Here is a 25671-nt window from a genome sequence, read left to right as displayed (position 1 = left end):
GCTGATCAAACTTCACTCAAGGTGAGCCATTGTGACCAAAAGCGCCACAGAATCCAGCCCCATCAGCGGTAACGCCGACAGCTCATCCCTCAACCAGCGACTGTAACCACTCGGCCAGCGCCTTGAAACGGTATTGCGCCACCATCTGCTGGGCCTGCTGATAAAATTGCTGATATTGCTGCTGTTGTTCCAGCTCGTTCATCAGGCTGCGAATAGCCAGAATATTGTGCTGCCTGGCAGCTTCCAACAGCTGCTGCAGTTGCTGCGGCGGCGGCAATTCCATCTCGGCCTGTTCGGCTTTGGCCGGGTCGTCCGGTACCGGCTCAGGTCGTACCGTTGAGGTCATCTCATGACTCAGCAGTGGCAAGGTGACGTCAAACCAGAATTCCGAACCCTGTCCTGGTTCACTTTCAACCTGCAGCCGACTGCCCATCAACTGCAGGATGCGCTGGCAGATACTCAGGCCCAGACCGGAGCCTTCGGCACGAGTGATGTTGTTATCCAGCTGCTGGAACGGAATAAAGATCTTCTTCTGGTCTTCGGCAGCGATGCCAATGCCGGTATCAATGACGCGCCAGCGAATGGTCACCTGCTTGCTGCTGCGGTTGAGGATTTCCATCAGAATGGTGACCTTGCCGCGTTCGGTGAACTTGATGGCATTGCTGGTGAGGTTGAGCGCCACCTGCCGCAGCCGCTTTTCATCTGCCAATACCAGGGTCGGGATTTCATCCGGACCAATGCATTCCAGTTCGATGCCCCGTTCGCGGGCCCGTACTTCGGTCATCTGGATCAACGCCAGCAGAAATGACGGCAGGTGCAATTCCTGCGGGTGTAACTCCAGCTTTTCCTCATCAGCGCGGGAAAAGTCGAGGATGTCGTTGATCATCAACAGCAAGTGACGGGCACAGCGATCAATCGTCTTGATGCCCCGCTGGTGCTGTTGCATCAGCGGATCATCGGCTTTCATCAATTGGGTGTAGCCCAGAATGCCATTCAGCGGCGTGCGTAGTTCGTGGGTGACGTTGGCCATAAAGCGGGTCTTGGCGCGGTCCGAAGCCTCAATCTGGCGTTTGGCCTGATGCAGCCGGTGAAATACCACCAGCATCACGATCCAGACGCACAACAGTAACACCACCACCAGCGCCGATTCCCGAAACAGGCGGCTTTTCATATCCACAGCCAGCTGGTGATAATTTTCGTTACTGAGTACAAAATCTGCCACGCCCAGCATGGCACCATCGCTGTTGATTAATGGCAACGACGCTTTAAAGCACTCGTTACATAACAACTGGCCATCCGTCAGATCCAGTGAGCCTGGAGCCACCGGCACCAGCTCGTAATCAACCTGCAGGGCAACGCCCTTGACCACCTGGGTGGCGGTGGCCGGATCGACCACGACCAGCATTTCCTGTACGGCATCGTCGAGCTGGCGGGCCAAATCACGGTTATCGGCATGCTCCAACAGCTCAATCAGGACGGCGGTTTGTGACTGGGCGATGATATTGGCCTGCACTTCAGCAGTCGCCCGCAAGCGCGGATTGAGCGTGCTTTCCCAATAGTTATTAAGGGAAAACCACTGGGCCCCCAGCAGCAGCACAAACACCAGGCTGATCAGTAAATGCTGGCGCAGCTCCAGCAAACAATCACCGGCATTGGCCAGGCAGGAACCCAGTGATTGCCACCAGCTGCCATGGCTACTCAGCAGCTGTTTGATATCTGCCTTATTCATAGAGCCGTGCCACGCTGAGGTAAAAACGTTTAAAGGCCAGCCGACTGGCCTTCATGGTAGAGAGATTGACTGCGGGCTTGACGCTGGCAGTGACGGACAGGCCACCGAGGATGCCGTTTTCAACGTCACCTTCAAAGGGCGAGAAGACCGCAATACGATGCTGAATCGCAAAGTTGACCAGCTGCTGGCGCTCGTTGTCGTCGAGTCGCTCGGCCACAAAGGCCGACGCCGGCATCTGTTCAGCAGGCAGTTTCAACAACTGCTCTAATGGCAACACCTCGAGTTCCAGCGGCAGCGCCGTATCACCAAGCGCTTCCCCCAGTGACTGCTGTAACACCAGCAGATAATCCTTCGCCTGATGGTCACGGGCAACATACAGCACCACAATCCGTAATTTGCCCGCCACCGTAGTGCGCTGCTCCAGACTCATATCGGTCGCCACAAAAGTACGGAACAGGTTAAGCCCGACCCGTACCCGCCGATCACTGGCGGCATCAGCAAACAGGCTGTGTGACGGCGTCGACAGCAGCAGCAGTACCAACAACAAACGGCTCAGCAAAAACATGCAGGAATCCTTTCCCCGCCAGGTATTCATATCAGATATCCCGGATTCTACGCATCAAAAGTCATAACTCATGGCCACTGTCAGCTGCCGCCGTCCATGTGGCAGACCGTCCGGAAACTGCGACGGTGACGGCACCGTGCGATATTCGCGGTCAGTCAGATTCTGGCAAGCCAATACCAGCTTGAGGGGGTCAACCGCCAGCACCCGCCGCCATTCCAGCCCTGTGTCGAACAACCAATACGCCGGGTAGCGCCGCTCATGGGCAACCTGGCCACTGGTTTCCCAGCCTTCCTGCTGGCCCACAAAATGACTGCTGAGCGACCAGCTGAGGTTATCGTTGAGGTGCCACAGGCTGGACATATGGGCCATCCAGTCGACCGCCCCCAACAGCCGGTAATCCGGGTCGAGATAGTCTTTGGCATTGCTGTAGGAAACATTGCCACGCCATTCGAACGCCCGGTTCAGCTGCTGTTGCCACTCCAGTTCGGCTCCGGCAGTCATGATATTGCCGCGGTTGCGCCAGATCGGCTGACGACCTGGATAGATGTAGAACTCGATCAGGTCGTCCACCCTGGTGCGAAACAGCGTCAGCCCGACACGTTCACTCTCACCGCGATACACCCAGGCGGCTTCCCATGAACGCAGGGTTTCCTCATGCAGGGATGAGGCATCACCAGCGTTGGTCGAGTTACTGCCGGGATTGTCTTCCTGCAAGGACGGTGGCCGAAAGGCTTCGGCATATTGCAGCTTGAGAATATGAGCATCACTGAGCTGCCAGACCGTCGCCAGTCGCGGCGAAACATGATGGCCCCAGTCACTGAAGTGGTCATAACGCACACCGGCAGTCACCGCCAGCTGCTCACTGGCCTGCCATTGATCCTGCAACGCCAGACTGCTGATCGTTCGACTGGAACCTGGCAGCACGGTATTGCGGTCGCGCTCGCCATAGATCGGGGTTTGCTGATTGATGGAACGGTAGTTATAGGCCGACATCACCCGTAAATGGGAAATACCCAGTTCGCTGTACAACAGGTGCTGGTCGCTGGCCTGCCAGGTCAGATGGCTTTTCCAGTGATAACCACGATCCTCATTGCCAGTACCACGATAAACATCATTGACCAGCGGCTGAGTGCCTCCCGGAGGCACCACACCTTTCGGCACCGGTATATAAGCGGCCTGATTGAGCCCGGTACTCTGGTAACCCAGCCGACTGCCGAACGTCAGGCTGTCAGCCAGTTGCCATTGCTTCTCCAGCGCCAGCATGGTCGCCCGTTCCACACGGGGCCGATATTCATCTGGCAGAGCTGAGGCGTAGCCATAACCCGGGCCCATTTCGGTTGAGGCCATTTGCCAGCTGAGCTGATAGCCCTGCCAGTCGAATCGTGACAACAGCGCCAGCCCCTGATGATGGTCGTAAACGTCACCCGTCGGATGGTCATAGCGGGCAGCAAACACGTCTTCTTCAGATTGCAGACCGGAGTTGCCCTGACGCCAGCCAGACAACGTCAGTTGGGCATTGATTCCATTGCCCCACTGTCCTTGATAGCTGGCGTTAAGCGCCCGGCTGTCACGGTTACCCGCCGCCGCACCTGCCACGGTATCGGCGCGGGGAATCACGTTGACCACGCCGGAAAAGGCAAAGCCGCCATAGAGAGATGAGCCTGGCCCACGAATCACTTCAATACGATCAACCATACTGAGCGGTAAACGAAACACCCAGTCGGCCGAGCCATCCGTTGGTCGGTTGGCCTCCAGACCATTAACCAGCAATTTGAGATTATTGGCGTTCTGGGTGGCACCAACGCCCCGTACTATGGTGCGCTTTTCACCGTCATTGGTGTCTGAGACATAAACACCGGCAACTTCTGCCAGCATGTCGGCAACCGTCTGCTTACCGGCCCGTATGGCATCTTCGGCGTACAGCACACTGACCGAGCCCGGCACATAGTCGGCGTTCATGCGGGTTTGGGTTGCCAGCTCGGTTTCCTGTTGCAGCAACGCCATCAGCGCCGCCAGATCATCTTCACCAGCCAAGGTATTGGCTGATAGTCCGGCGGCGGCCAGCGTCAGCAGGGTTCTCAGGGTCAAAGACATGTCGGGGTTCCAGACTCACTTCCGTTTCAGGGTGTATATCACACTCAGGCAGCGGCCAGATGATTCCAGATACTGCTTTTCAATTCAGCGGCGACAAAGGGTTTTTGCAGGTAATCGGCTGCACCAACCCGCAGGCCATGATCTCGCCGTACAGGTTCACCGAGCGCCGACAGGAAAATGACCGGAATCTTGCTCAGTTGCGGATCACGCTTTAGACGACGGCAAACCTCGTAGCCATTCATGCCAGGCATCAGCACATCCAGCAAAATCAGGTCTGGCTCAAGAAAGCGGGCCAGCTCCAGCCCTTCTTCGCCTGACGTTGCCGCCCGCACATCAATGGCCTCCTGACCAAGATGCTCAATCACCACATCGAGATTGACCGGGTTGTCGTCAATCACCAGTACCATTGGCAAAAATTCCACCATGTTCTGCAGAAACATCATAAGGCACCTCATGGAAAAGCTATAAGTGTTATTGTTTGTATCTTTACAGAGCTATAGCCAGGATCGGGCCAACTAATTTTTATCCTTTACTTTCAATAGGTTAATAAAAACCTTAGCTATTTCTCGTGTAACTCGCTTATAAAAATCAGTAACAATTCATTATAGATCGCTTATAGTTTCGTATAACTTCCTATAGCTGCTTATAGCTACTCACCCTAATCCCGGATCACCACTGCCATGACACCGCCACGCCTGCTGATCGTTGACGACCAACCGGATAACCTCGATGTCCTGGTGACCTTTCTGGCTGAATCCAACCTGCAACTGGCGATTGCCACCAGTGGCGAGGAAGCCCTTGAGCTGGCGGCTGAAATGCCTCCCCAGCTGGTGTTGCTGGATGTGATGATGCCCGGTATCAATGGCTTCGAAACCTGCAAACGACTGAAACAACTGCCGGGCTGCCAGCAGCTGCCGGTGATTTTTCTCAGTGCCCTGTCCGACCCGGACAGCCGGGTAAAAGGCTTTGCAGCCGGAGGCATCGACTACATCAGTAAACCGCTGCACCGCCAGGAAGTACTGGCACGGATCCAGGCGCAATTAACCATTCAGCAGCAGCAGCAGGAATTACAACGCCGTAACCAGCAGCTGGAAGAACTCAATCGCGAGCTGCAACAGCAGATCGACCGCCGCCAGCGAGCAGAAGCCGAGCTGACCCTCAGCCAGACCACCCTCAGCGCGCTGACCCAACAGGAAGCCCGCCGCTGGGGGCTCGACGCTTTTGTTGGCCAGAGCAGTCGTATCCTGGCCTTGCTGGAACAGCTGCGAAATCTGCAACAGGCACCCGATACCAATGTGTTGGTACTGGGTGAAAGCGGTACCGGCAAGGAACTGGTTTCGCGTGCCATTCACTACGGCAGCCAGCGTTCCGACAAACCCTTTATTGCGGTCAACTGTGCGGCGATTCCAGCGGAACTGGCCGATGCCGAGTTTTTCGGCCACAGCAAGGGGGCCTATACCGGTGCAGTGTCCGACCGCATTGGCTATTTCGAACAAGCCAATGGTGGCACCCTGTTTCTGGATGAAATCGGCGACATGCCACTGACGCTGCAAACCAAGTTGTTACGGGTGCTGGAAGATGGCCTCGTGACGCCGATTGGCAGCCAACGCCAGAAGCGTGTCGATGTGCGAGTGGTGGCGGCCACCAACGTCAATCTGCTGCAACGGGTACAGCAACAGCAGTTCCGCCAGGATCTTTATTACCGCCTTACCGGCTACCGGCTGGAATTACCGGCCTTGCGCCAGCGCTCCAGCGATATCGCCCTGCTGACCCAGCACTTTATTGAACAGTTGAGCCAGCAAATGCGCCGCGCGGCACCCAGAATCAGCCAGCAGGCACTCGACGCCCTCAGCCGCTACCACTTTCCCGGCAACGTCCGGGAGCTGCGCAATATGATCGAATTCGCCCTGATCGCCTGCCGCGACCAGTGCATCGACCTGCCACAGCTGCATTTTGCCGAGCCGCTGGATGCCAGCCTGCCTGAGCCAGCAGCGACGACAGTGGCCACCTCCCCCGCAGTGATTCCGCCAACCCCCTTGAATCCGGTCAGCAATGACGAACAACAACTGCTGGCCTACGTGCGCCAGCATGGCCGCATCGACAACACCAGTGCCCAGCAACTGCTGCAAGTAGATCACAGCCGGGCGTCGTACTTGCTGAAGAAGTTGTACAAGGAAGGTCAGTTACAGAAACAGGGCGAACGACGCTGGAGTTATTACCAGTTGCCAGAGTGAACGGATCAGGGACTGGTTGTCCGCGTCAAGGCCGTTAGGCAGGACGCCTGCGCTCCCACTCCAGACCCTAGCTGGCGGCTTTTTTGCGGCTTCGCCCAGTTGTTTTCGATGTCGAGGTTTTCGAGGTCGAAGTTCTGGAGGTAGAGGTTCTGGATGTCGGGCTTTTTGTAGCAGGCTTGCGCCGATAACCTCCGGATGTTTTCCGACGTGCTCCGGCTACTGGCACCTGAATGCCCTGAAAGGCGCGAATATCCAGCTGGCTGGCCTCACTCACCAGTCGGTTCAGCTCCCCTAACATAGGTTGCATAAAGCCGTCGTAGTTCAGCACCCGCTCGCTAATGTCATTAAGCTGACGCTCCCACTGAGCGGTCATATCCGGCACCGTGGTGCTTTCCGGTAAGGAGCCAATCAGAGCCTTGCCCAATTCGGTTGCCCGAATCTGTTTGCCCTGACGTTGCAGGAACTGGCGTTTGAACAACAGTTCGATGATCGAAGCCCGGGTCGCTTCGGTACCCAGGCCATCGGTATCACGGAGGATTTTCTTCAGCGAGGCATCCTGCACAAAACGGTTAATACCGGTCATCGCCGCCAACAGCGTGGCGTCGGTAAAGGGCTCCGGCGGCTGGGTATGCTTTTCGTCTACCACCGGCTCACCGCTCCAGACTTGCTGGCCAGGTTGCAGGGCTGGCAAGCGTCGGCCATTCCCCGGTTCATCTTCATCATCGTCGTTATTGCTACTGTTACCGCCATTACCAGCCGATTTTTTACGCACCGGCATGGCCGCTTTCCAGCCCGGATCCAGCGTTTCACGCTCGCTGGCAACAAACAAACCACCAGCGATGGTCAGTTCAATTTTATGGTCGGCATAACGATAAGCCGGATAAAACTGCAGCAGGTACTGACGGGCGATCAGGCCATACAACTGCTGTTCAACACGCCCCAGCTTGCTGATATCAAACGACTTTTCGGTAGGAATAATGGCATGGTGAGCACCGACCTTACTGTCGTTCCAGGCCTTGCTGCGCAAACCCAGATTAGCCTGCCCGGCGACAGTGCCAAGTTGCCTGTCACTGCTGACAGAGGTTTGAATCGCCTTCACCACCGCATGACGCTGAGCATAATGCTCATTTGGCAAATAGCGGCAATCGGAACGCGGATAGGTGATCAGCTGATGTTTTTCATAGAGGTTCTGACAGCCGTCCAGTACCGCCTTGGCACTCAGGCCAAAGGCTTTGGCAGCATCGATTTGCAGCGCTGACAGGTTATAGGGCAAGGGCGCTGGTTGCTGTTTCTCCTTGCGCTCAACCTTGTCGACGTTGGCAGGCTGCTGACGAATACGATTGGCAACGTTATGAGCCAGCTTGGGATTCAGCACCCGGCCGTCTTCATCCTGATGTGGGGCACAGGCTTCACTGGGCTGCCATTTGGCATAAAACGCCAGTGGCTGGTTGGCATCCAGATGAATCGCCGCCCGCACTTCGTAAAACGGCCGTGAGACAAATTCATCGATGGCCTGATCCCGCTTCACCACCAGTCCCAGAACCGGTGTTTGTACCCGGCCAACCGACAATACTTGCTTTAAACCACCTTGCTGACCCTTGATGGTGCAGGCCCGGGTCAGATTGATGCCGTACAACCAGTCGGCCCGGCTGCGCGCCAGCGCCGACACAGACAGAGGTACAAACTCACTATTAGGACGTAATTGCTGCAAGGCGCGGCTGACCGCCTGCGGATTGAGGTCACTGACCAACAACCGCTGCATGGTCTGTTTTTTGGCTTGTGGGACTTTCAGGAAACTGATGACTTCATCGACCAGCAGCTGGCCTTCACGATCCGGATCGCCGGCATGTACCAGCGAGCTGGCGTCTTTCACCAGCTTGCGTAGCACCGTGAGTTGCTTGCGAGTCTGGCTTTTGGGTTGCAGCTGCCATTGCTCCGGCACAATCGGCAGATGATCGAGCCGCCATTGTTTGAACACTGGATTGTAGGCATCCGGTTCCGCCTGTTCGAGCAAATGGCCAATACACCAGCTCACCACATCGCCGTTGGCCGCCCGCACGAAGCCTTCACCGTTCTGATGAGGTCTGGGCAATACGGCGGCGATGGCTCGTCCAAGAGAGGGTTTTTCGGCGATAAACAGGCGCATGAGCTAAAATACTGGTTAAACGTCCAGTGAAATTAACGAATTTGCGGGTTCAGTGGAAGCCTTGCCAGCGACTTACGAAAAAAAATCAAATTATTTCGATTTTTCCAACACTTTGATATTGCGGAAGTATTTTTCCACTGATAGTATGCGCGACCTGAAGTTGAGGCACAGCTTGAACTTCTCTCGAAAAGTATTCAGTGCTTTTCACTCTGCTGGGGTGTCGCCAAGTGGTAAGGCAACGGGTTTTGATCCCGTCATTCGTAGGTTCGAGTCCTACCACCTCAGCCATTAATCTTCTGTTTTATCTCTCTTTTTTCCAACTGTTTTTTTACTGATCTGACATTCATTGTAAATTCGTCGGGGCTTTGTCATTTCCGCCAGCTTGCCATGCTCAGCCAGCGGAGCTGATATCAGCGCTGAATCTGAATACCAGCAAAGGTTTCTTCCAGGGTTTCCATCCGCCGCCACAATTCCGCCGCCCGCACCGACGTCAGCGGCTTGAAAGGCAATGGAAAACGTTCAACATCAAGAAAATAGGAATCCGGCCCGGATTCAATACCAACACTGATCGCCAGCGAACCGCTCAAAGGGCGAATTCCCAGCTGCAGACTGCCTTCGGTCAACAACAGCTCGCGCGCATCCCGTAACGCCCTGACGGCATCCTGATCCTGCCGCGAAGCCAGAATCAGCCCTTGGCGATCTTCCAGCCGATCCAGCATCCACTGGTTTAGCCGTGCCTGCTCCGGCCAGGAGGAAGTCCGGTATTTGAGTGCGGCCTGTGACAAGGCCTGATTAATATCTGCCGGAGAATGCAGTCGGAAAGGAAACTGATAACGCCGCTCAGGGCAGCTTACCAGTACAAACAAGCCAGCCATGATAGTCCTGCCTGAAAACACATCTAACTTTTACACCTTTAGTATAAACACACTGGTCTGACACATGTCAGGTGCAATATGGGCCCACTTTGTAATCAATGAACGAGTGTTACCGTTGTTGGTAACAACGGCGAAAAAGAGTCGCGAAAAATCGGGGAAAAGAATCAGGGTAAGGAAGGCGGGCTCTCGCCCGCACCTGTGTGGAATAAGCAGCGCGGAATGGGCCGCTATCAGGATACCGCGCCAAACACCCGGGCAAAGCTGGATTGCTCCTGAATATCCAGTGGCAACCGCAGTTTGCGAGAGATATCGCTGGCGGAAAAGATGCCGCGAATCTTGTGGTTCTCTGAATCCAGCACCAGACAGTGTTGCTGATGAACATCGCGGAGGAAGTTCACTACATCACCAATGGTGGATTTTTCCACTTCACTGATATCAAACGCCGCCAGATCTTTCTTGCGCAGCATCAGGTCAGCAACCAATACGTCGTTACGAGTGCCATGAGTACTCGCCGCCTCCTGCAGAATCTGCTGGTCTGACAGCTGTTCGGCAGAAATCACGCCAACAAACTGCCCCAGCTCGTCCACCACCAGCTTCAGCCGTACATGGGTGCGGATCATCATTTTACGCGCTTCAATGGCCGGGACGATGGCATCGATCACCAGAGGTTCGGTCTTATTGAAGTCGGTAAAAAAGGCTTCCGCTGGGCTGGCCAGGGAAATATGAACGGTGTGGGAAGGGCGCGCCAGTTCATCAATGGCAGATACGGAGTGCAATTTCAGCTTATGCATAGGTAATTCTCCTGCGGAACCACCAGCGACAGGGACAGGTAATGCGCCAGTGGTCTGAGTACGTGTTAATTATGTAAGAGAGACAGAATCAACAGCTCGCGGGAGGAGCTCGGGCACGACGCCATTCAGTGTGCGCATCGTACGTGCCAACCAGCAGGTTCGGGTTGGCAATCCAGTGTTGGGGAATAACCGCAACAAGATCAGGATTCGACACCAGTGCAAGGTGATCGGTATCCGGGTTGTCATCACCAGCTACCAGCAGTTTGACGGGATCGGAAGACGCAGACGCCACGGAAAACCCGAGGGGTTCCGCATTGGGCATAACAATGAAGTTCAGCAATAAGCCGAACAACAAAATTAACCGCTTCATCCACATCCTCCGCCTGCAGCAGGCCAGGAAAAAGAAAAGTCCTGTTGCTGAACCGGAGAGAGTCAATTCACCAACAGGTAACGCCATTCATGACAATATTGATCTGTGTCATCGAATAGTCATCTGTTGAGTAAATGTAGGAGAGGAAAGTTCAATCCGCCAGTGGCAAACAGGACAGATTGGGCCTGAAACAGAATTGTCGGGTGTATTCACGCACTCGAATACACGTCACTCCAGACTTGCTCTGGAATTCAGACGGCGGGTAATTTTCTACGCCGCATGGATCCCAAATCTTGCAGGCTCGTTTGGGAAGACGGGGTAATTTGCTGGCATCTGGCGTATTCACGCACTCGAATACTCGTCATTCCAGACTCGATCTGGAATCCAGACGGCGGGACAATTTTCTACACCGCATAGATCCCAAATCTCGCAGGCTCGTTTGGGAAGACGGGGTAGTTTGCGCGTGTGGGGACTGGCGTATTCACGCACTCGAATACACGTCATTCCAGACTCGCTCTGGAATCCAGACGGCGGTGGCAATTTTCTACGCCACATGGATCCCAAATCTTGCAGGCTCGTTTGGGAAGACGGGGTAATTTGCTGGCATCTGGCGTATTCACGCACTCGAATACTCGTCATTCCAGACTCGCTCTGGAATCCAGACGGCGGTGTCATTTTCTACGCCGCATGGATCCCAAATCTCGCAGGCTCGTTTGGGAAGACCGGGTAATTTGCTCGCCTGCGACCATATTACTAACGCCCGCCACCCGGAGCGTGATCAGTCTTTCAAACGGCCCCAGCCGACTTCCAGCGCCTTGGCCATTTCAATGCTGTTGGGAACCTGGCCGTCGATGGTTTTCACGCCGTTCAGCCAATGGGAAAGCTGCACTTCGTTCTGGTTCATCCACATCCGCACCGCCCGCTTGGTTGGTACAAAGCCGTTCATCACCTGATCCATCACTTTCTCTTCCATATCCAGTGAGAAAGTCAGATTAGTCAGCAGACGGGTAACGTTTGGACATTCGGTTTCATAACCCTTACGCACAATGGTACGCACATGGGCACTGCCTTTGTCCGGGCCAAAATAGTCATCAGCACCGTCCAGATAGGCAATGTCGAAATTGCGATTCATCGGGTGTGGTGTCCAGGCCAGGAAAGCAATCCACTCACCTTTTTTGGTTTTGCCCTTCACCTGCGCCAGCATCAGTCGTTCAGAGGTTTCAATCAGTTCAAAATCCTTCAGACCGAAGGCGTCCTTGTTAATCATATCCAGCACCAGTGCATTACCACCGTTGCCCTTCTCCAGCCCATAAATGCGGTTTTCAAACTTGTCAGCATATTTGGCCAGATCAGCCACACTGGTCACGCCCTGGTCATAAACGTACTTCGGCACAGCAAGGGTATATAGAGCACCGTTGAGATTGGTTTCCAGCACTTCCAGCTGCCCCTTCTCCAGAAACGGGCCAATCACGCTGGCGTTGGCAGGCATCCAGTTGCCGAGAAAAATATCAGCGTCTTTGGCTGCCATCTGGCCGTACACACCACCAACACTGTCGGTAACGGTGTGAACTTCATAGCCAAGTTTTTCCAGCAGTACTTCCGCCACCGTACTGGTGACCTCAAGGTCGGTCCATTCAACCAGCCCCAGGGTGACACTCTTGCAACTGGCCGGGTCAGCCTGGGCACTGGCAACAGCGCCAAATTGACCCGCTACAGCAGTCAGTCCGATCAGAAAAAGTTTAGTGAGATGTTTCATTCGTTCCCCTCCGAGACAATAGCGGTACCTCTGTGGACACCTTCAACTGACTGATCTTGCCAGCCAACTACCAGCAAATGATCACGGAATATACAAATCGGCAGTTGCTCGTATGCGTCGCAAAATGCCGCATTGGTGATCAGAGAATTTATGAGCGGGTGCTAAATGGGACAGTGGCGACAAAGACGAGAGGTAGTTCACAAAAAGGTCAGGTTTGATATATGCGAGCTTTGTTATCGAGAGATAGTGCGGCCATGCCAGCAAGCCACTGGTATCTGACACAAGCCTTGCCAGATACCAGATCAGAGCAAATCAGATCAAAAAAGCCACTTAACGCGCTTTCAGCACGCCCTGACTCAGCAGCATCTGATAAATCGCTTCGGCTTTTTCTTCAGCACTTTCCTTGACCAGCACAGCACCACCTTTCGATGCCGACTTGGCCGTTGCAGCCTTGAAACGATCCGCTGCCGTTTTGGCCTTTTTGGCTCGGGCAATACGCTTGGGACGTTTGCGAGCTGGTTCAACGGCTGCTTCAGCCAGTACCGCATCATCGTTGGATGACAACGTCATATGCTCCAACGCACCCCGCTGACCGGCCGCCCAGGCCGTTTGACGGGCTTCAGCGGCGGCGGCATCAATACTGGCAACAAACGGCGCACGGACTTTCAGCAAGCGACGTTGACCACGTGGCAGGGCTTGCAGGATCTCAAATTCCCCTGAGCCCACAGCGGTAATTTCTACCGCTGCCGGAACCATTGGCCAGCCGAGTGACTGGGCAACCAGATACGGCGTCATACCGGAGCCTTCACCGGCTTCGGCACGGCTACCCGTCAGCACCACATCAGAGCCACTTTTACGTACCGCATCGACCAGCACCGGAATCACATCCGCACCGTCGCTTTGTTTCAGCACCCGCATTTGGCCAACGCCCATACCCAGATAACCGCGCAGCACCAGTTGCTGTTCAGCGGTCGCGGTACCTGCATGGATCAGGTTTATCTGACTTTTGCCTGCGCCAGCCTCGCCTTTGCCAACAGCCGCCGTGCCCTTTCCTGCCGACAGCGACAGTGCCAGTTCCAGTGCCTTGGCATCCTGATCAGCCACACGAGCACGGCCGGATTTGGGATGCTGTCCCACCGATACCAGAGTCGTGATCGTCAGCGGCTTGCCGGTCTGGCCGGTTGAGCTGTTCAGATTGCTGGCCAGAGTGGCTGCTGGCGATTTGATAGAATCACGCGACATTGTGGTTGCTCTCCCCGTCAGCTTTGCCTTGTTGCGGCTCAGAAACCGCAACGGCCCCTTGCTCAGCCCGGGCTTTCAGCGCTGCCAGGATTTCCTGACTGTCACCGATCACACTCAGATCTGCGCGTTTAACCATGTCACAACCGGCATCGGTGTTAATGGCGATCACTTTTTCACAGGAACCAATCCCCTGCAGATGCTGTACCGCACCAGAAATACCGACGGCGATATAGACACGCGCAGTAACCCAGGTACCGGTAGCACCGACCTGGCGGAAGCGCGGCATAAAGCCGTTATCCACAGCCACCCGGGAAGCACCTTCGGTCGCCCCCAAAGCAGCAGCCGTCGCATGGAACTGATCCCAGTCGTGAATACCATTACCGGCCGACAGAATAAATTCCGCTTCGCCCATGGCGATCTGATTTGGATCCACCGCCACAGCACCAGCATCCTTGATACGAACCATGGCATTCGGTACCGATGGCAGTGGCAGCAAACGGGCTTCGTAACGCGCTTCATCGACGGGCAAGGCACATTCGGATGCCAGCGCCAGAATGCGTGGCGCAGTCGCCGCAGCCAGATCACGGGTAATGTCGGTCATTTCGCTGCCACCACGACTGGTGACCTTGCCGTCCTTAATCTGCCAGGCGTGCATAGCCGGGCGTTCACCCAGTCGGGCTGCCAGACGCAGGGCGCGATCGTTACCACTCAGGTGGGTATCCGGGAACAGCCAGTTAACCGGAGACAACTGACGATCAACCGCCAGCATGGCTTCCAGTTGTTGCTCTGGTGCAAAACCGGCGTAACACTCGTCGTCAAACAGCATCACACGGTCAGCACCGGCCAGACCAAATGCATGGTCCGGGTTGGCGGCTTCGCCCAGCGCAGCCTTCAGCGCACCAAACACCAACGCTACGACGGCAGTATTCTCAGCACGACCATCGGCCAGCAGACGTGCCTGACCCAGAACATCACGGTCGTGAGCAGACAATTCACCGTTAGCCGCATCGACCACCACAACCACATACGACTGTGGCTGCTCGATAGCGATGATTGGCAGTTGTTCCTCTTGTTGCTCGCGTTTGGCTGAAGCCGCGGCCGAACCGGAACCACCCAGACGGTCAATACGCTTGATACCATTCGGGCCAATAAAACCAACCGCGTGTGGATTCTTGCGAATCAGCCCGGACGGGCCGCGAACCACCGCGGCCGGTCCGTTCATTTCGGCGACAACCTGTTCATGCAGCGGGTGCAGACGGTTACGCAGAATCCAGTTCTTGCGAGGGTCTTTACGAATCACATCACTCATCAGGCCACCTCACGCTTGCTTGCAGGTTGCTCAATCTCGACCAGCTGGGCAGCCACCATTTCGGCAATGTCCTGCACCTGTGGACGAGGCTCAACCACACCTTCGAGCATCGCAGTACACTGCTGACAACCCACGGCTACCAGATCGGCACCGGTTTCACGAATGTCGTCCATCCGCATGTCAGCGATACGACGTTCACCCGGAATATCCGTGATCGGAGCCGCACCACCACCACCGCAGCAGCGTGAGCGGAAGCCGGAGCGTTCCATCTCAGCCAGCTCGATGCCCATGGCTTTCAGAACATCACGCGGAGCATCATACTCACCGTTGTAACGGCCCAGATAACAAGGGTCATGATAGGTCACTGTGCCCGCAGTGGTCAGCGCATCCAGCTTGATCTTGCCGCCAGCCACCAGTTCGTTGATCAAACGGGTGTGGTGCAGAACTTCATAGTTACCGCCGAGGTCCGGGTACTCGTTCTTCAAGCAATGGAACGCGTGCGGATCAGTGGTAACGATACGCTTGAACTTGTATTGCTTGAGGGTCGCAATGTTGCGCTTGGCCAGGCTCTGGAAGGTGGCGTCATCACCCAGACGACGGGCAACGTCGCCGGAGTCACGTTCTTCGTCACCGAGGTAGGCGAAGTCCACATTGGCCGCTTTCAGAATCTTCACGAACGAACGCAGGATACGCTGGCTACGCATGTCGAAAGCACCGTCAGAGACCCAGAACAGCACATCAGCTTCTTTCTTTTCAGACATCAGCGGAATGTTCTGGTCAGCCGCCCACCAACTACGGCTTTGCGGGTCGTTGCCGTTGGGGTTGTCAGTGGCAATCAGGTTTTGCAGGGTTTCAGAACCCTTGCCCGGGGTAGAGCCTTGTTCCAGCGTCAGGAAGCGGCGCATGTCGACGATGGCGTCAACGTGCTCGATCATCATCGGACACTCTTCCACACAGGCACGACAGGTAGTACAGGACCACAGGGTTTCCTGGCTTACCAGACCTTCGGTGATCACCTCAATCGGTGAGCCCTTGGCGTTACCCACGTCTTTGCCAGGGTATGGAGAACCGGCATATTTGGCGTCAGTACCACCCGCCAGACCGACAACCATATCCTGAATCAGTTTTTTCGGGTTCAGTGGCTGACCAGCCGCAAAGGCCGGACACATGGCTTCACAACGGCCACACTGCACACAGGCGTCGAAGCCCAGCAGCTGGTTCCATTTGAAGTCAGTCGGTTTGGCCACGCCGAGGGTTTTGCCATTGGAAGTGTCCAGATCCAGCAGTTTCAGACCAGTCGAACGGCCGCCACCAAAACGCTCCGGACGACGGTGGAAAGCCAGGTGCAGCGCGCCCGCAAAGGCGTGTTTCATCGGACCTGCCCAGCCCATGCCGAACAGCATTTCACCCAGACCGGCAACAATACCGGCCAAAAGAATGAACGCCAGCACGCCAGAACCAAAACCGTCAGGCAGCACACCAGCCGCTGGCAACGACACCACAAAGAAGGTCGCAGCAAACGTCAGCAGGCTTTTTGGCAGCCGCATCCACGGGCCTTTGGACAGCCGTGAAGGCGGGTTCAGACGGCGACGGAATACAAACAGCGCACCAATGAACATCACCACAGTGGTCAGCAGCAGTGCTCGCGCCAGCCAAACGCTGTCGAGACCAAAGCCGTGCACCAGAATGATCAGCAGCATCGACGCCACGAAGCCACCGGCGGTGGCCACGTGAGTGTTCGACATCACCTTGTCACGGTCGACCACATGGTGGAGGTCGACCAGGTAACGGCGTGGCATGGCCATCAGGCCAGCCACCAGATTAACTTGTTGCGGCTGGCCAGCGCGCCACAGCGAAATGCGGCGCAGCATGCCTGCCACTAGTACAGCTATGAACCCGGCCAGCAGCCAGGGGATGACAGACTCCAGCATCCTGGGATCCTCGCGGCTAGATTACAGGTGCATGCACAGACGCAGGGCGTCGTAGATGGCAGCATGGGTGTTACGCTGGGACACACAGTCACCCAGACGCCACAGGATCATGCCTTCACCACTTTCAGCCAGGACAGGTTGCGGCTTGATATCGAACAGGGTTTCAACGTCGATCTGACCCTTGTTGCGAGATTCAGCCTTCAGCTCGTAGTACAGCGCTTCGTTTGGACGAGTGCCGTTTTCCACCACGATCTGGTCAACTACACGCTCTTCCTGCTGACCTGTGTATTCGTTTTCCAGCACAGCGACCAGCTTGTCGCCTTCCTTGTACACCTTCTCCAGCATCAGGTCGGAAGTCATGATGACTTCTTTCTCGTACAGGGAACGGTAGTAAGTCGGGAAGGTAGTACCACCGATGCCAACACCCGGTTTGATATCGTCAGTCACCAGTTCAACCAGCGAGCCTTTCGACAGCAGGTAATCGGCTGCAGACATACCGGAGAATTCACAGATGGTGTCGTAGATCAGTACGTTTTTGCCTGGCTCAACGGTGCCGTTGAGGATGTCCCAGGTCGATACCACCAGACCTTCCTCAGCACCCCAGTGCGGGTTCTGCTCCAGGAATGGACGGCCGCCAGTCGCCAGAATACAAACGTCTGGCTTCAGATCACGAACCATATCGGCGTTGGCTGCAGTACCCAGACGCACATCCACACCCAGGCGATCCAGTTCCATCGCCAACCAGCGAGTGATACCCGCCATCTGGTCACGTTGAGGTGCCTTGGCAGCGATAGTCACCTGACCACCCAGTTCGTCGGCTTTCTCAACCAGCGTCACCTTATGGCCACGCTCGGCAGCCACACGAGCTGCTTCCATACCACCAGGACCACCGCCAATCACCACCACGTTACGGATTGGACCGGTGGTTTTTTCGATGATGTGCGGCAGACCCATGTATTCGCGGGAAGTCGCGGCGTTCTGGATACACAACACGTCCAGACCCATGTACTGACGGTCGATACAGTAGTTGGCACCGACGCACTGACGAATCTGGTCAACCTGATCCATCTTGATCTTGGCGATGAAGTGCGGGTCAGCGATATGAGCACGGGTCATACCGACGAAGTCCACGTAGCCTTCTTCCAGAATACGCTTGGCCTGGTTTGGATCCTTGATGTTCTGGGCGTGGATAACCGGCACAGACACCACTTCCTTGATACCAGCAGCCAGATGCAGGAATGGCTCAGGTGGGTAGCTCATGTTTGGAATAACGTTAGCCAGCGTGTTGTGAGTATCACAACCGGAGCCAACCACGCCGAAATAATCCACCATGCCAGTGGCATCGTAATACGCGGCGATTTTCTTCATGTCTTCGTGGTTCAAACCGTCCGGGTGGAACTCGTCACCGGAGATACGCATGCCGACAACAAAGTCAGGGCCAACCGCTTCACGCACGGCTTTCAGCACTTCGATACCGAACTTCATACGGCCTTCGAAAGTACCGCCCCATTCATCAGTACGCTTGTTCACCCGTGGCGACCAGAACTGGTCAATCATGTGCTGGTGCACGGCAGACAGTTCCACACCGTCCAGACCGCCTTCTTTGGCACGCACAGCAGCCTTGGCGAAATCGCCAATCACACGCCAGATTTCTTCCACTTCGATGGTTTTACAGGTCGCGCGGTGAACCGGCTCACGGATACCGGAAGGAGACATCAGGTTCGGCCAGTTTTCACCGTCCCAACGGGAACGACGACCCATGTGGGAAATCTGGATCATGATCTTGCCGCCATGCTTGTGGACGGCATCAGCCAGATTCTGGAAGTGAGGAATGATACGGTCGGTAGACAGGTTCACCGAACTCCACCAGCTCTGCGGGCTGTCGATGGACACCACCGAAGAACCACCACAAATACACAGGCCCGCACCACCCTTGGCTTTTTCTTCGTAGTACTTCACATAACGGTCAGTGGTCATACCGCCATCGGTGGCATACACCTCAGCGTGAGCAGTACTGACGATACGGTTACGAATGGTCAGCTTATTGATGTTCAGCGGCTGGAACAAAATATCAAACTGGGACATGAGTTCGGCTCTCTCACTAATCCCCGCCATCACGGTTGAGCGGGGTTGGAAAATTCTTTGCTCCGGCTATTGTTCAGTGAACCGGAGACCGTAGGATGGGCCTCGCCCATCTCTTGTTGGGCATGGCCCAACCTACATCTGTCTATTCATCAAACCGCAGGATGGACTTGACTGACCTGCGCTTGTGTATCCATCAACCCGTAGGATGGGCTTTGCCCATCAGCTGTTGGGCAGGGCCCAACCTACCAGTGGAGATTCCGGCTGCCAGGCAGACCAGAACCCCGATTCACAATCAGAAACCTGGCTGCAGAGATTCCCACAGCGCGGCATCTGCTTCAGTCACAACCGGCTTCACTTCGAAATAACCGACGTCACAACCTTCCTGGGCGGCACACTGGGTTTGTGCAGTCAGCGTGCGAGTGGCGAAGCCCTGAGCCTTGGCAATCTGATCAATGGCACCAGAGAACCAGCCAGTGAACATGTAATCGACCATGCGATTCACCTTGCCGTACTGGTAAACGAAGGAAGAGTTTTCCAGACGTACTTTGGCAACACCGGCTTCAATATCCAGCTCTTCAGTAATGAACAAACCCCAACCACGCTGGGAAATACGCTTCATGTAATGATGAAAAACGTCATCGCCAGACAGACCGTGACACTCGGCTTCCTTCTCACACCAGTACCAGGCGGACTTGTAACCAGCGCGATAAAGGATCTCGGCATACTTCTCCGCACCCAGCTCGTTCTCGATCGCCATGTGGTTGTTCACAAAGAAGTGACGCGGCACATACAGCATCGGCAGAGCGTCGGTAGTCCAAACGCCAGTTTCATCATCCACCTGGATCGGCATCTCGGGGGCGTGGTAGCTCATGATCTTGTCTCGCTTCAAAAATTGGGAACGAACCCAAGGGCAAAAACGGAAAAACCCAAGGGTTCGGTATACAGATCAGTCTATGGATGAGGGGATTTTTGGAAGTTACCAAAAACGACAGCGGAGAATCTGGAAGCGAATTGGCGGCTTCGGCGGGTTGAATTGGTAGTGGCGGCTTGAGAGGGATGAGAGGAGAAACCCTCAGTGAGCGACGGAGTAACAGCAAAGCCAGCGCCAGCGTCCCTCACCAGCACCAGGAGGAACGCTGCCTTAGTGGCGTATGGCCTAAGGAGGCACGGATTTTCAAAACAGACACAAACATCAGCAGCGACTCAAATCCGTCACCGTGGAATATTTCAAACCCCATCTGACTGGCTGGATTTACCCCATAAGCCACCGGGGATGTGCTATATAAATCCTCGATAGCAGAATATCATCGAATAACTTCACAGCTTCAGGAACGCGTATACGAGATCTGATAAATATTAATCTTTAACGTTGACATTCCTACTCACCAAACGCGGAGCGTCATTAAGAGCAAAGTTGGGTGACGATTTTAATTTCGCCAAATTGCTCACATATTCCTACAGAAAGTTGATTTAAGGGTATGACATTTATGATGCGCGCTTGAATTTGAGAACCAACCCAAGGATGCAACATAATTAAATATAATATTATCCATTAAAAACAAGGAGGACTTATGAGCCAAGATACATGGCAAGCTATCGCCTTCCTCCTTGCAGCTTTTGGTGTAATAGTAGCCCCTATCATTTTGGGCTTCACACTTGGGAAAAAAGTAAAAAAAGCGGCTGAAGAAAAATTCCAGCCGCCTGACATAATGACTGGCCTATATGGCAAATTTTTAAGATCAATATTTTTCGCTCTGGCCGTCACTGTTCCTATTTACAACAAGAATCACCCATGGGTCAAAGACCATTATGGAAATATCGATATAAAAAAGTGTGCATCTATTTTTGATTTTATCCTGTCGTACTGGATGGTAATCGGATTTCTTTATATGATTTTTGGCGCGATATTTATCGGTGGAGCAAGGCACCATTAGAGGAAATGGATTTATTTAAAATGGTCGCAGCACCCTTTTCATCTTAGCCAATAGCATAAGCTTCAGCGGTAGTTCCCCCCGCCAGGATAGGAAAGGAACGCAGCCTTGGTGGAGTAAGGCCTCAGGAGACGCGGATTTTCAAAGCAGACACAAACATCAGCAGCGACTCAAATCCGTTACCGTGGAATATTTCAAACCCCATCTGACTGGCTGGATTTACCCCATAAGCCACCGGGGATGTGTCTGCATCAATGACCAGAAAAAGCCAATCATCAACATGTAACAAGCGCGTTCTGGTACCAACGGAAATACCCAATGCCTGACGATAAATAGTCAAATCAGCAGAAGAAATACCAGCATCGGCCAACCGGCTCAGAAATACATCCACTCCAATTCCCAACCGTTCAGGCCCGCCGTGAAACAACGACGTCAGGGTATTCTTGCTCAGCAGAAAGCCACTGTCTGTGTCTTTCCCAATCAATACATTGGCGCCAGCATCATCACCAGTGAAGCTGAAAATTTCCACAGTTTCCCCCTGCTCCAATTCAATGGTGAAAGGATCAATCACCAATAAACCGGCATCAGAGGACTTGGATATAGAACTACACCCCGTGATCAGCAGCGCAGTGATCAGAGCCAAAGGAAATATATTCATAAGCCGAAACGAGAAAGCTCCAGATCGGTTTTTTTCTTCAATAGCACTGCTTTTGAACAAGTGAGAGAAACCTTCCGATCCTTTAGCTCCCTGATAAAACTCCCCCCAAATTTCTGATTACCCAGCTGATTGTGGCCTTGCCACCCGTTGGCCTGGGAACCCAGCTCATAGAACTGCTACAGGAGCGAATATTTTCAACAATATCTCCGACAACTGCTGCCGTTTTTTCCGTAACAAGGCCAGAATACTGATATTTAATACCTGCTACATCGTAAATACCATTAATAACCGAACGAATATCTTCCTGCTGAGACATAACCTTTCCTTTGTTCCAATAATTTCGTCCACCGTATTGGAATGAAATACCACTTACGAATCCAAATCAGCCTTTCCGGTTTGAGAGAATCTTCATATCAGGCAGACATGAGTTTCTAGTGATGTGAATATCATCATGTTTTGAAATATCAGTCTGAATCCAGCATATCGTCCCAGTAATCTGCATCCATTTTCTTTACTACCAATGCCCGTTCTTCCTGCATCCCAAGGCCGTAGTCGTAGATGAAGCCAGCCAGTTGTTCGCCATCAATCAGCACGATGGTCGTGATACCGTTGAGATTGGCAACGTAGTTTCGGGCTTCTTTGGTGAAATACGAAGTGGTGATAAATACGCCTTTCTGGGATTGGGCAACCGCCAGCGCGCCAACAAACTTCTGAATGTCTTCGCGGCCGATGCCATTGTCACGTTTATACCGTTTGGCTTGCAGATGAATACGGCCCAGGCCTAATACATCTTCCTTGATGATGCCGTCGATACCGCCGTCACCAGAGGCTTTGGTTACCTGAGCTGCGTCGGCAACCTTACCGCCGTAACCCATGCGGTCGAGCAGGCTGACCACCAGTTTTTCAAACTCGTAGGGCGACTTGCTCAGAATCGTATCCAGAATCTGCTCACACACCGTGGAGCGGATCGCCTCGTAAGCGTTGTTGAGCTGCTCGCTCGGAGTCGCATCCGACTCCGCGATAGCTTCCGTAACAGGCGCAACAGCAGTTTTCTCCGAGCTGGTATCAGCCATCTGCTGATGCCGTTGCTTTTGATATTCGCGCCGAAAATCCTTCATATAACCGTCGATCTGCTGCGGCGTTTCAATCAGTTCCTGGCCTTTCGCTGTGATTTGGCAAACGCCTCGTTTGGGGCGCTGCACCAAACCCGCGTTCACCAGAAAACTGATGCTCCACGACAAACGATCAAGAAACACGGTGCCGTTACCGGACGCATATTCCAGCGCCAGATCTTCTTCGGTCAGGTTGAAGTGATCGGCTATAGGACGTTCCAGCTTGCGCCACTGAAAAGCCTGCTCCGCATACTGATTCAGGTAGTCAAGAATCGGAACAAACAGATCATCGAATTTCGGCAGGTGGGTGTAGCTCACAGTATCGGTCCTTAATCTGAATAAGCCGGAACAGGTTTTAACGATATTTCTTCAACAACAGCACAACACCAGGGTAAACCTTGCCGTCACCCTTGATACCCTCTTCAAAACCTTCTTCATCCGGGGTGTAGCGCATTTCTTTGGGGAAACACCAGGCCGCAGCCTGATAATTGTTGGTATCCAGAATGGCATCGATATATTCCTCCAATCGTTGGTGGTAAACATATTCTTCGTCAGAATCATCAAGCCTTTTGACCTGGTTCAACGTGATCGATGGCACAATAAACAGCGTCCCCAGACTATCCACATCCATGGTGCTTTTGGACTGACGGGCATCTTCCAGCGCGATGCCCAGTTTTTCTTCAACAAACCCGGACACGTCCTGATTGTGTTCAACCGGCAGGTTATTCAGCTTGGCCTCAAGTATTTGCTCCTTGCCATTGCTGTACAGCCATAGGTCAACACGACCAGTCCACTTAGGGCGGTGCTTCACGCCTTTGGTCGCAACATACTCCTGGGTGGCGATACCACCACTGCGCCATACTGCAGCGGCCAGCAAACCCACATTGGCGACTTCAGTAAACACAAATGGCGCCTCCCGGCCTTCGCACAAACGGCTATAACGCTCGATAGTCAAAATCCATTCTTCCAGAATGGCGCTCCAGTGGTCCATGCCCTGACGGGATTTCACGTGATAGCCACTGATGGTAAATGCGTCGTATGTACTCATGGTCTTCCTTGTCTTTGTCAGATGTCTGTTACGGGCTCGAACACGCATGCGTGGAGCCCAGAGCTGGAGCTGTTACATTCCTACGCGGAGCGTGGGAACGAGGTTATCAGGCCTCGGCTTTCTCTTTACGCCCGCCTGTTTTACCAGAGCCGCGTTTTTTCGGCGCTTGTGACTCGCGTTCCTGTTTGATCCGCGCCAGGAGGGCCTCCGCCGAGTTCTCACCGCTGATCAACTCAGGATTCGCCGCCCGCCAGTCGGCGGTCAACTCACCCCGAAACGCCTTCGCCAGAATAGACTGGGTTAACTGACTCACCCACTGCTGCGCCGCCTCGACCTGTCGTTCGATGGAATCAGCGTAGGCAAAGAGCTGCTCCACGCGGCGGACGATTTCTTGTTGTTCGGGGATGGGGGGGAGTGGTATCGGAAATCTTTTAAATAAAGAAATATCGATTCGCAATCGGGTTGCCCCAAAAGCAGCATCGGATACTAATCGTTTACTTTCGGGAGAGTTGAAAAAGTGTTTCAGATAAGTTTTATCAGCAACTACTTCGTCAACTGCCATTTTCAACACATCGGGAGTGACCATTGCAGCCCCATTACCCTCAGGATATTCACAGCACTCTCCAGGCGGATCTCCTAGCTTTGTAATCAATAGCTCGCCGCCATGTATTGTGTACTCTTGATGCAAATCTGCCCAAACATTTTCATCCATGTAGTTGGGCTTGTTTTGATTGAATCCCTCTTCTTTTACGTGTCTGAGAAAAATAATTGGGATGCCTTCATCCCTGAAATCTTTTGCTTTGAAAATTGTACCAAACGGGCCAGCACAAATTGCATTTGAGGAATCACAAGCCAAATTGTGGTTTTCAATCCAAGCCCAATTTTCAGGAAGCTCATAAAGGTTTATATCATTCCAGCTATTTTTACCTCTTAGTTTAAGGTTGCCTTGCTTGGATTTATTCCTTTTTTCTATCGCACTCAATACGTTCTCGGTGACGTTAATAGTTCTCCACCCCTCAGTCAGCTTCCCACTGACCGCTGCCGCCAGCACGGATTGGCGGAAGCGTTTGAGTACGTCGGGGATGCGTTCGAGGCGGGTTTTGGTGGCCTCGACCTGCGCCAGCAGGGTGTCGAGCTGATCGGCGATCACCTGTTGCTCGGCTAGCGGGGGGAGTGGGATTTCCAGTTTCTTTAACGTTGCTGATTTGATACCGCTAACCGTTGTACCAGTTGCGTTCTCAGTCAGTAGTTTTTGAAATATTGGGCTTCTCAACGCGTAATGAAGATATCTCCCCAAGCCTGCCTCATAGGTTTGAAGGCAGATTGCTCGCTGTGCAAGGGCAAACTTTTCCTCTATATCAATAAGAGCCACATTTCCCATAGGAGCTTCAGTGGTAATAACGACATCGCCTACGTTTGGAATGCCTCTGGTCATCCAGTCATCGTAATCCGCATCTGCAATAAACTCGCGAGGTTCTCGGCTAATGAATCCGTCACGAATATTCTTCGCTGTGATTAAAGGAATGCCATCAGCGGTCTTTTTCGGAGTCCTACCTCTGTAATCGATAAACTTCGCAAGTGACTCAACTGAGCACTCAACCCACCCCTCCGGCAGCTTGTTTTCTACGCTCATACCCAAGCCTCCTGTGCCGGGAGCGCGGGCCGCTGGCCCGCATCAATCGCAGGCAAGCCAGCTCCTGCATGGAATGCAGAACGTAGGTCGGATAAACGAGCGAAGCGAGAGCCATCCGACAAAGCGGTGTTGTCGGATGGCGCTGCGCTTATCCGACCTACG

Annotated in this window: 21 protein-coding genes and 1 tRNA gene; 3 read left to right on the top strand and 19 right to left on the bottom strand. The window is 53.9% G+C overall.

Annotated elements, in window-relative coordinates; translation table 11 throughout:
* Nucleotides 1-82: 82 nt before the first annotated feature.
* Genes K6123_RS08010 through K6123_RS07995 form a run of 4 tightly spaced genes read right to left on the bottom strand, consistent with a single transcriptional unit; the run spans nt 83 to nt 4831 of the window.
* Nucleotides 83-1729, bottom strand: coding sequence for a sensor histidine kinase (locus K6123_RS08010; protein ID WP_221796293.1), 1647 nt, complete (start codon nt 1727-1729; stop codon nt 83-85).
* On the bottom strand, nt 1722-2294 hold the full coding sequence (locus tag K6123_RS08005; RefSeq protein WP_221796290.1) for a hypothetical protein: 573 nt from the start codon (nt 2292-2294) through the stop codon (nt 1722-1724). Before K6123_RS08005 ends, K6123_RS08010 begins: the two co-directional genes overlap by 8 nt.
* 54 nt (nt 2295-2348) lie before the next feature.
* Entirely contained in the window at nt 2349-4388 is a 2040-nt protein-coding gene (locus tag K6123_RS08000) for a TonB-dependent receptor plug domain-containing protein (RefSeq protein ID WP_221796287.1), read from the bottom strand.
* A gap of 44 nt (nt 4389-4432) precedes the next feature.
* Nucleotides 4433-4831: a response regulator gene (locus K6123_RS07995; RefSeq protein WP_221796283.1), complete on the bottom strand. Its 399-nt coding sequence runs from the start codon at nt 4829-4831 to the stop codon at nt 4433-4435.
* A gap of 237 nt (nt 4832-5068) precedes the next feature.
* Here K6123_RS07995 and K6123_RS07990 point away from each other — a divergent pair, with 237 nt between their 5' ends.
* On the top strand, nt 5069-6622 hold the full coding sequence (locus K6123_RS07990; RefSeq protein WP_221796280.1) for a sigma-54-dependent transcriptional regulator: 1554 nt from the start codon (nt 5069-5071) through the stop codon (nt 6620-6622).
* A 67-nt stretch (nt 6623-6689) separates the two neighbouring features.
* Here K6123_RS07990 and K6123_RS07985 read toward each other — a convergent pair whose 3' ends face one another.
* Nucleotides 6690-8768 carry a DNA topoisomerase III gene (locus tag K6123_RS07985; RefSeq protein WP_221796277.1) on the bottom strand — a complete coding sequence of 693 codons (2079 nt, stop codon included), beginning with the start codon at nt 8766-8768 and terminating at the stop codon, nt 6690-6692.
* 213 nt (nt 8769-8981) lie between these two features.
* Here K6123_RS07985 and K6123_RS07980 point away from each other — a divergent pair.
* Nucleotides 8982-9056: transfer RNA gene (locus K6123_RS07980), tRNA-Gln, on the top strand.
* 122 nt (nt 9057-9178) lie between these two features.
* Here K6123_RS07980 and K6123_RS07975 read toward each other — a convergent pair.
* The 9 genes from K6123_RS07975 to K6123_RS07935 all read right to left on the bottom strand — a co-directional run bounded on the left by K6123_RS07975 (nt 9179) and on the right by K6123_RS07935 (nt 19998).
* Entirely contained in the window at nt 9179-9643 is a 465-nt protein-coding gene (locus K6123_RS07975; RefSeq protein WP_221796274.1) for a hypothetical protein, read from the bottom strand.
* A 230-nt stretch (nt 9644-9873) separates the two neighbouring features.
* A complete protein-coding gene (locus K6123_RS07970) occupies nt 9874-10434 on the bottom strand; it encodes a CBS domain-containing protein (RefSeq protein ID WP_221796271.1) in 561 nt (186 codons plus the stop codon).
* Between the two features lie 88 nt (nt 10435-10522).
* Complete coding sequence (locus K6123_RS07965; protein WP_221796268.1) at nt 10523-10804, bottom strand: hypothetical protein; 282 nt, start codon at nt 10802-10804, stop codon at nt 10523-10525.
* 778 nt (nt 10805-11582) lie between these two features.
* A complete protein-coding gene (gene choX, locus K6123_RS07960) occupies nt 11583-12560 on the bottom strand; it encodes a choline ABC transporter substrate-binding protein (RefSeq protein WP_221796265.1) in 978 nt (325 codons plus the stop codon).
* 330 nt (nt 12561-12890) lie between these two features.
* Nucleotides 12891-13802 carry an adenine nucleotide alpha hydrolase family protein gene (locus tag K6123_RS07955; protein WP_221796261.1) on the bottom strand — a complete coding sequence of 304 codons (912 nt, stop codon included), beginning with the start codon at nt 13800-13802 and terminating at the stop codon, nt 12891-12893.
* Entirely contained in the window at nt 13792-15111 is a 1320-nt protein-coding gene (locus tag K6123_RS07950) for an electron transfer flavoprotein subunit alpha/FixB family protein (protein ID WP_221796258.1), read from the bottom strand. The genes K6123_RS07955 and K6123_RS07950 overlap by 11 nt, the downstream gene beginning before the upstream one ends.
* The gene (locus tag K6123_RS07945; RefSeq protein WP_221796255.1) at nt 15111-17042 is read right to left on the bottom strand and encodes a (Fe-S)-binding protein; all 1932 of its coding nucleotides are present in this window, start codon (nt 17040-17042) and stop codon (nt 15111-15113) included. The genes K6123_RS07950 and K6123_RS07945 overlap by 1 nt, the downstream gene beginning before the upstream one ends.
* 21 nt (nt 17043-17063) lie before the next feature.
* Complete coding sequence (gene dgcA, locus K6123_RS07940; protein WP_221796253.1) at nt 17064-19127, bottom strand: dimethylglycine demethylation protein DgcA; 2064 nt, start codon at nt 19125-19127, stop codon at nt 17064-17066.
* Nucleotides 19128-19419: 292 nt separating this feature from the next.
* A complete protein-coding gene (locus K6123_RS07935) occupies nt 19420-19998 on the bottom strand; it encodes a 4-vinyl reductase (protein ID WP_221796250.1) in 579 nt (192 codons plus the stop codon).
* Nucleotides 19999-20698: 700 nt separating this feature from the next.
* Here K6123_RS07935 and K6123_RS07930 point away from each other — a divergent pair.
* Nucleotides 20699-21061 carry a hypothetical protein gene (locus K6123_RS07930; RefSeq protein WP_221796247.1) on the top strand — a complete coding sequence of 121 codons (363 nt, stop codon included), beginning with the start codon at nt 20699-20701 and terminating at the stop codon, nt 21059-21061.
* Nucleotides 21062-21182: 121 nt separating this feature from the next.
* Here K6123_RS07930 and K6123_RS07925 read toward each other — a convergent pair whose 3' ends face one another.
* The 5 genes from K6123_RS07925 to K6123_RS07905 form a co-directional block, all read right to left on the bottom strand.
* Nucleotides 21183-21776, bottom strand: a complete 594-nt coding sequence (locus K6123_RS07925) for a hypothetical protein (protein WP_221796244.1) — start codon at nt 21774-21776, stop codon at nt 21183-21185.
* Nucleotides 21777-21798: 22 nt separating this feature from the next.
* Nucleotides 21799-22032 carry a hypothetical protein gene (locus K6123_RS07920; protein WP_221796242.1) on the bottom strand — a complete coding sequence of 78 codons (234 nt, stop codon included), beginning with the start codon at nt 22030-22032 and terminating at the stop codon, nt 21799-21801.
* Nucleotides 22033-22180: 148 nt separating this feature from the next.
* Entirely contained in the window at nt 22181-23146 is a 966-nt protein-coding gene (locus tag K6123_RS07915; RefSeq protein ID WP_221796239.1) for a restriction endonuclease, read from the bottom strand.
* Nucleotides 23147-23183: 37 nt separating this feature from the next.
* Nucleotides 23184-23876: a hypothetical protein gene (locus K6123_RS07910; protein WP_221796236.1), complete on the bottom strand. Its 693-nt coding sequence runs from the start codon at nt 23874-23876 to the stop codon at nt 23184-23186.
* 106 nt (nt 23877-23982) lie between these two features.
* On the bottom strand, nt 23983-25509 hold the full coding sequence (locus K6123_RS07905; RefSeq protein WP_221796233.1) for a restriction endonuclease subunit S: 1527 nt from the start codon (nt 25507-25509) through the stop codon (nt 23983-23985).
* Nucleotides 25510-25671 lie beyond the last annotated feature (162 nt).

The organism is Oceanobacter mangrovi, assembly GCF_019740315.1.
Taxonomy (GTDB): domain Bacteria; phylum Pseudomonadota; class Gammaproteobacteria; order Pseudomonadales; family Oceanobacteraceae; genus Oceanobacter; species Oceanobacter mangrovi.
This window is presented reverse-complemented; position numbering and strand designations above follow the sequence as displayed.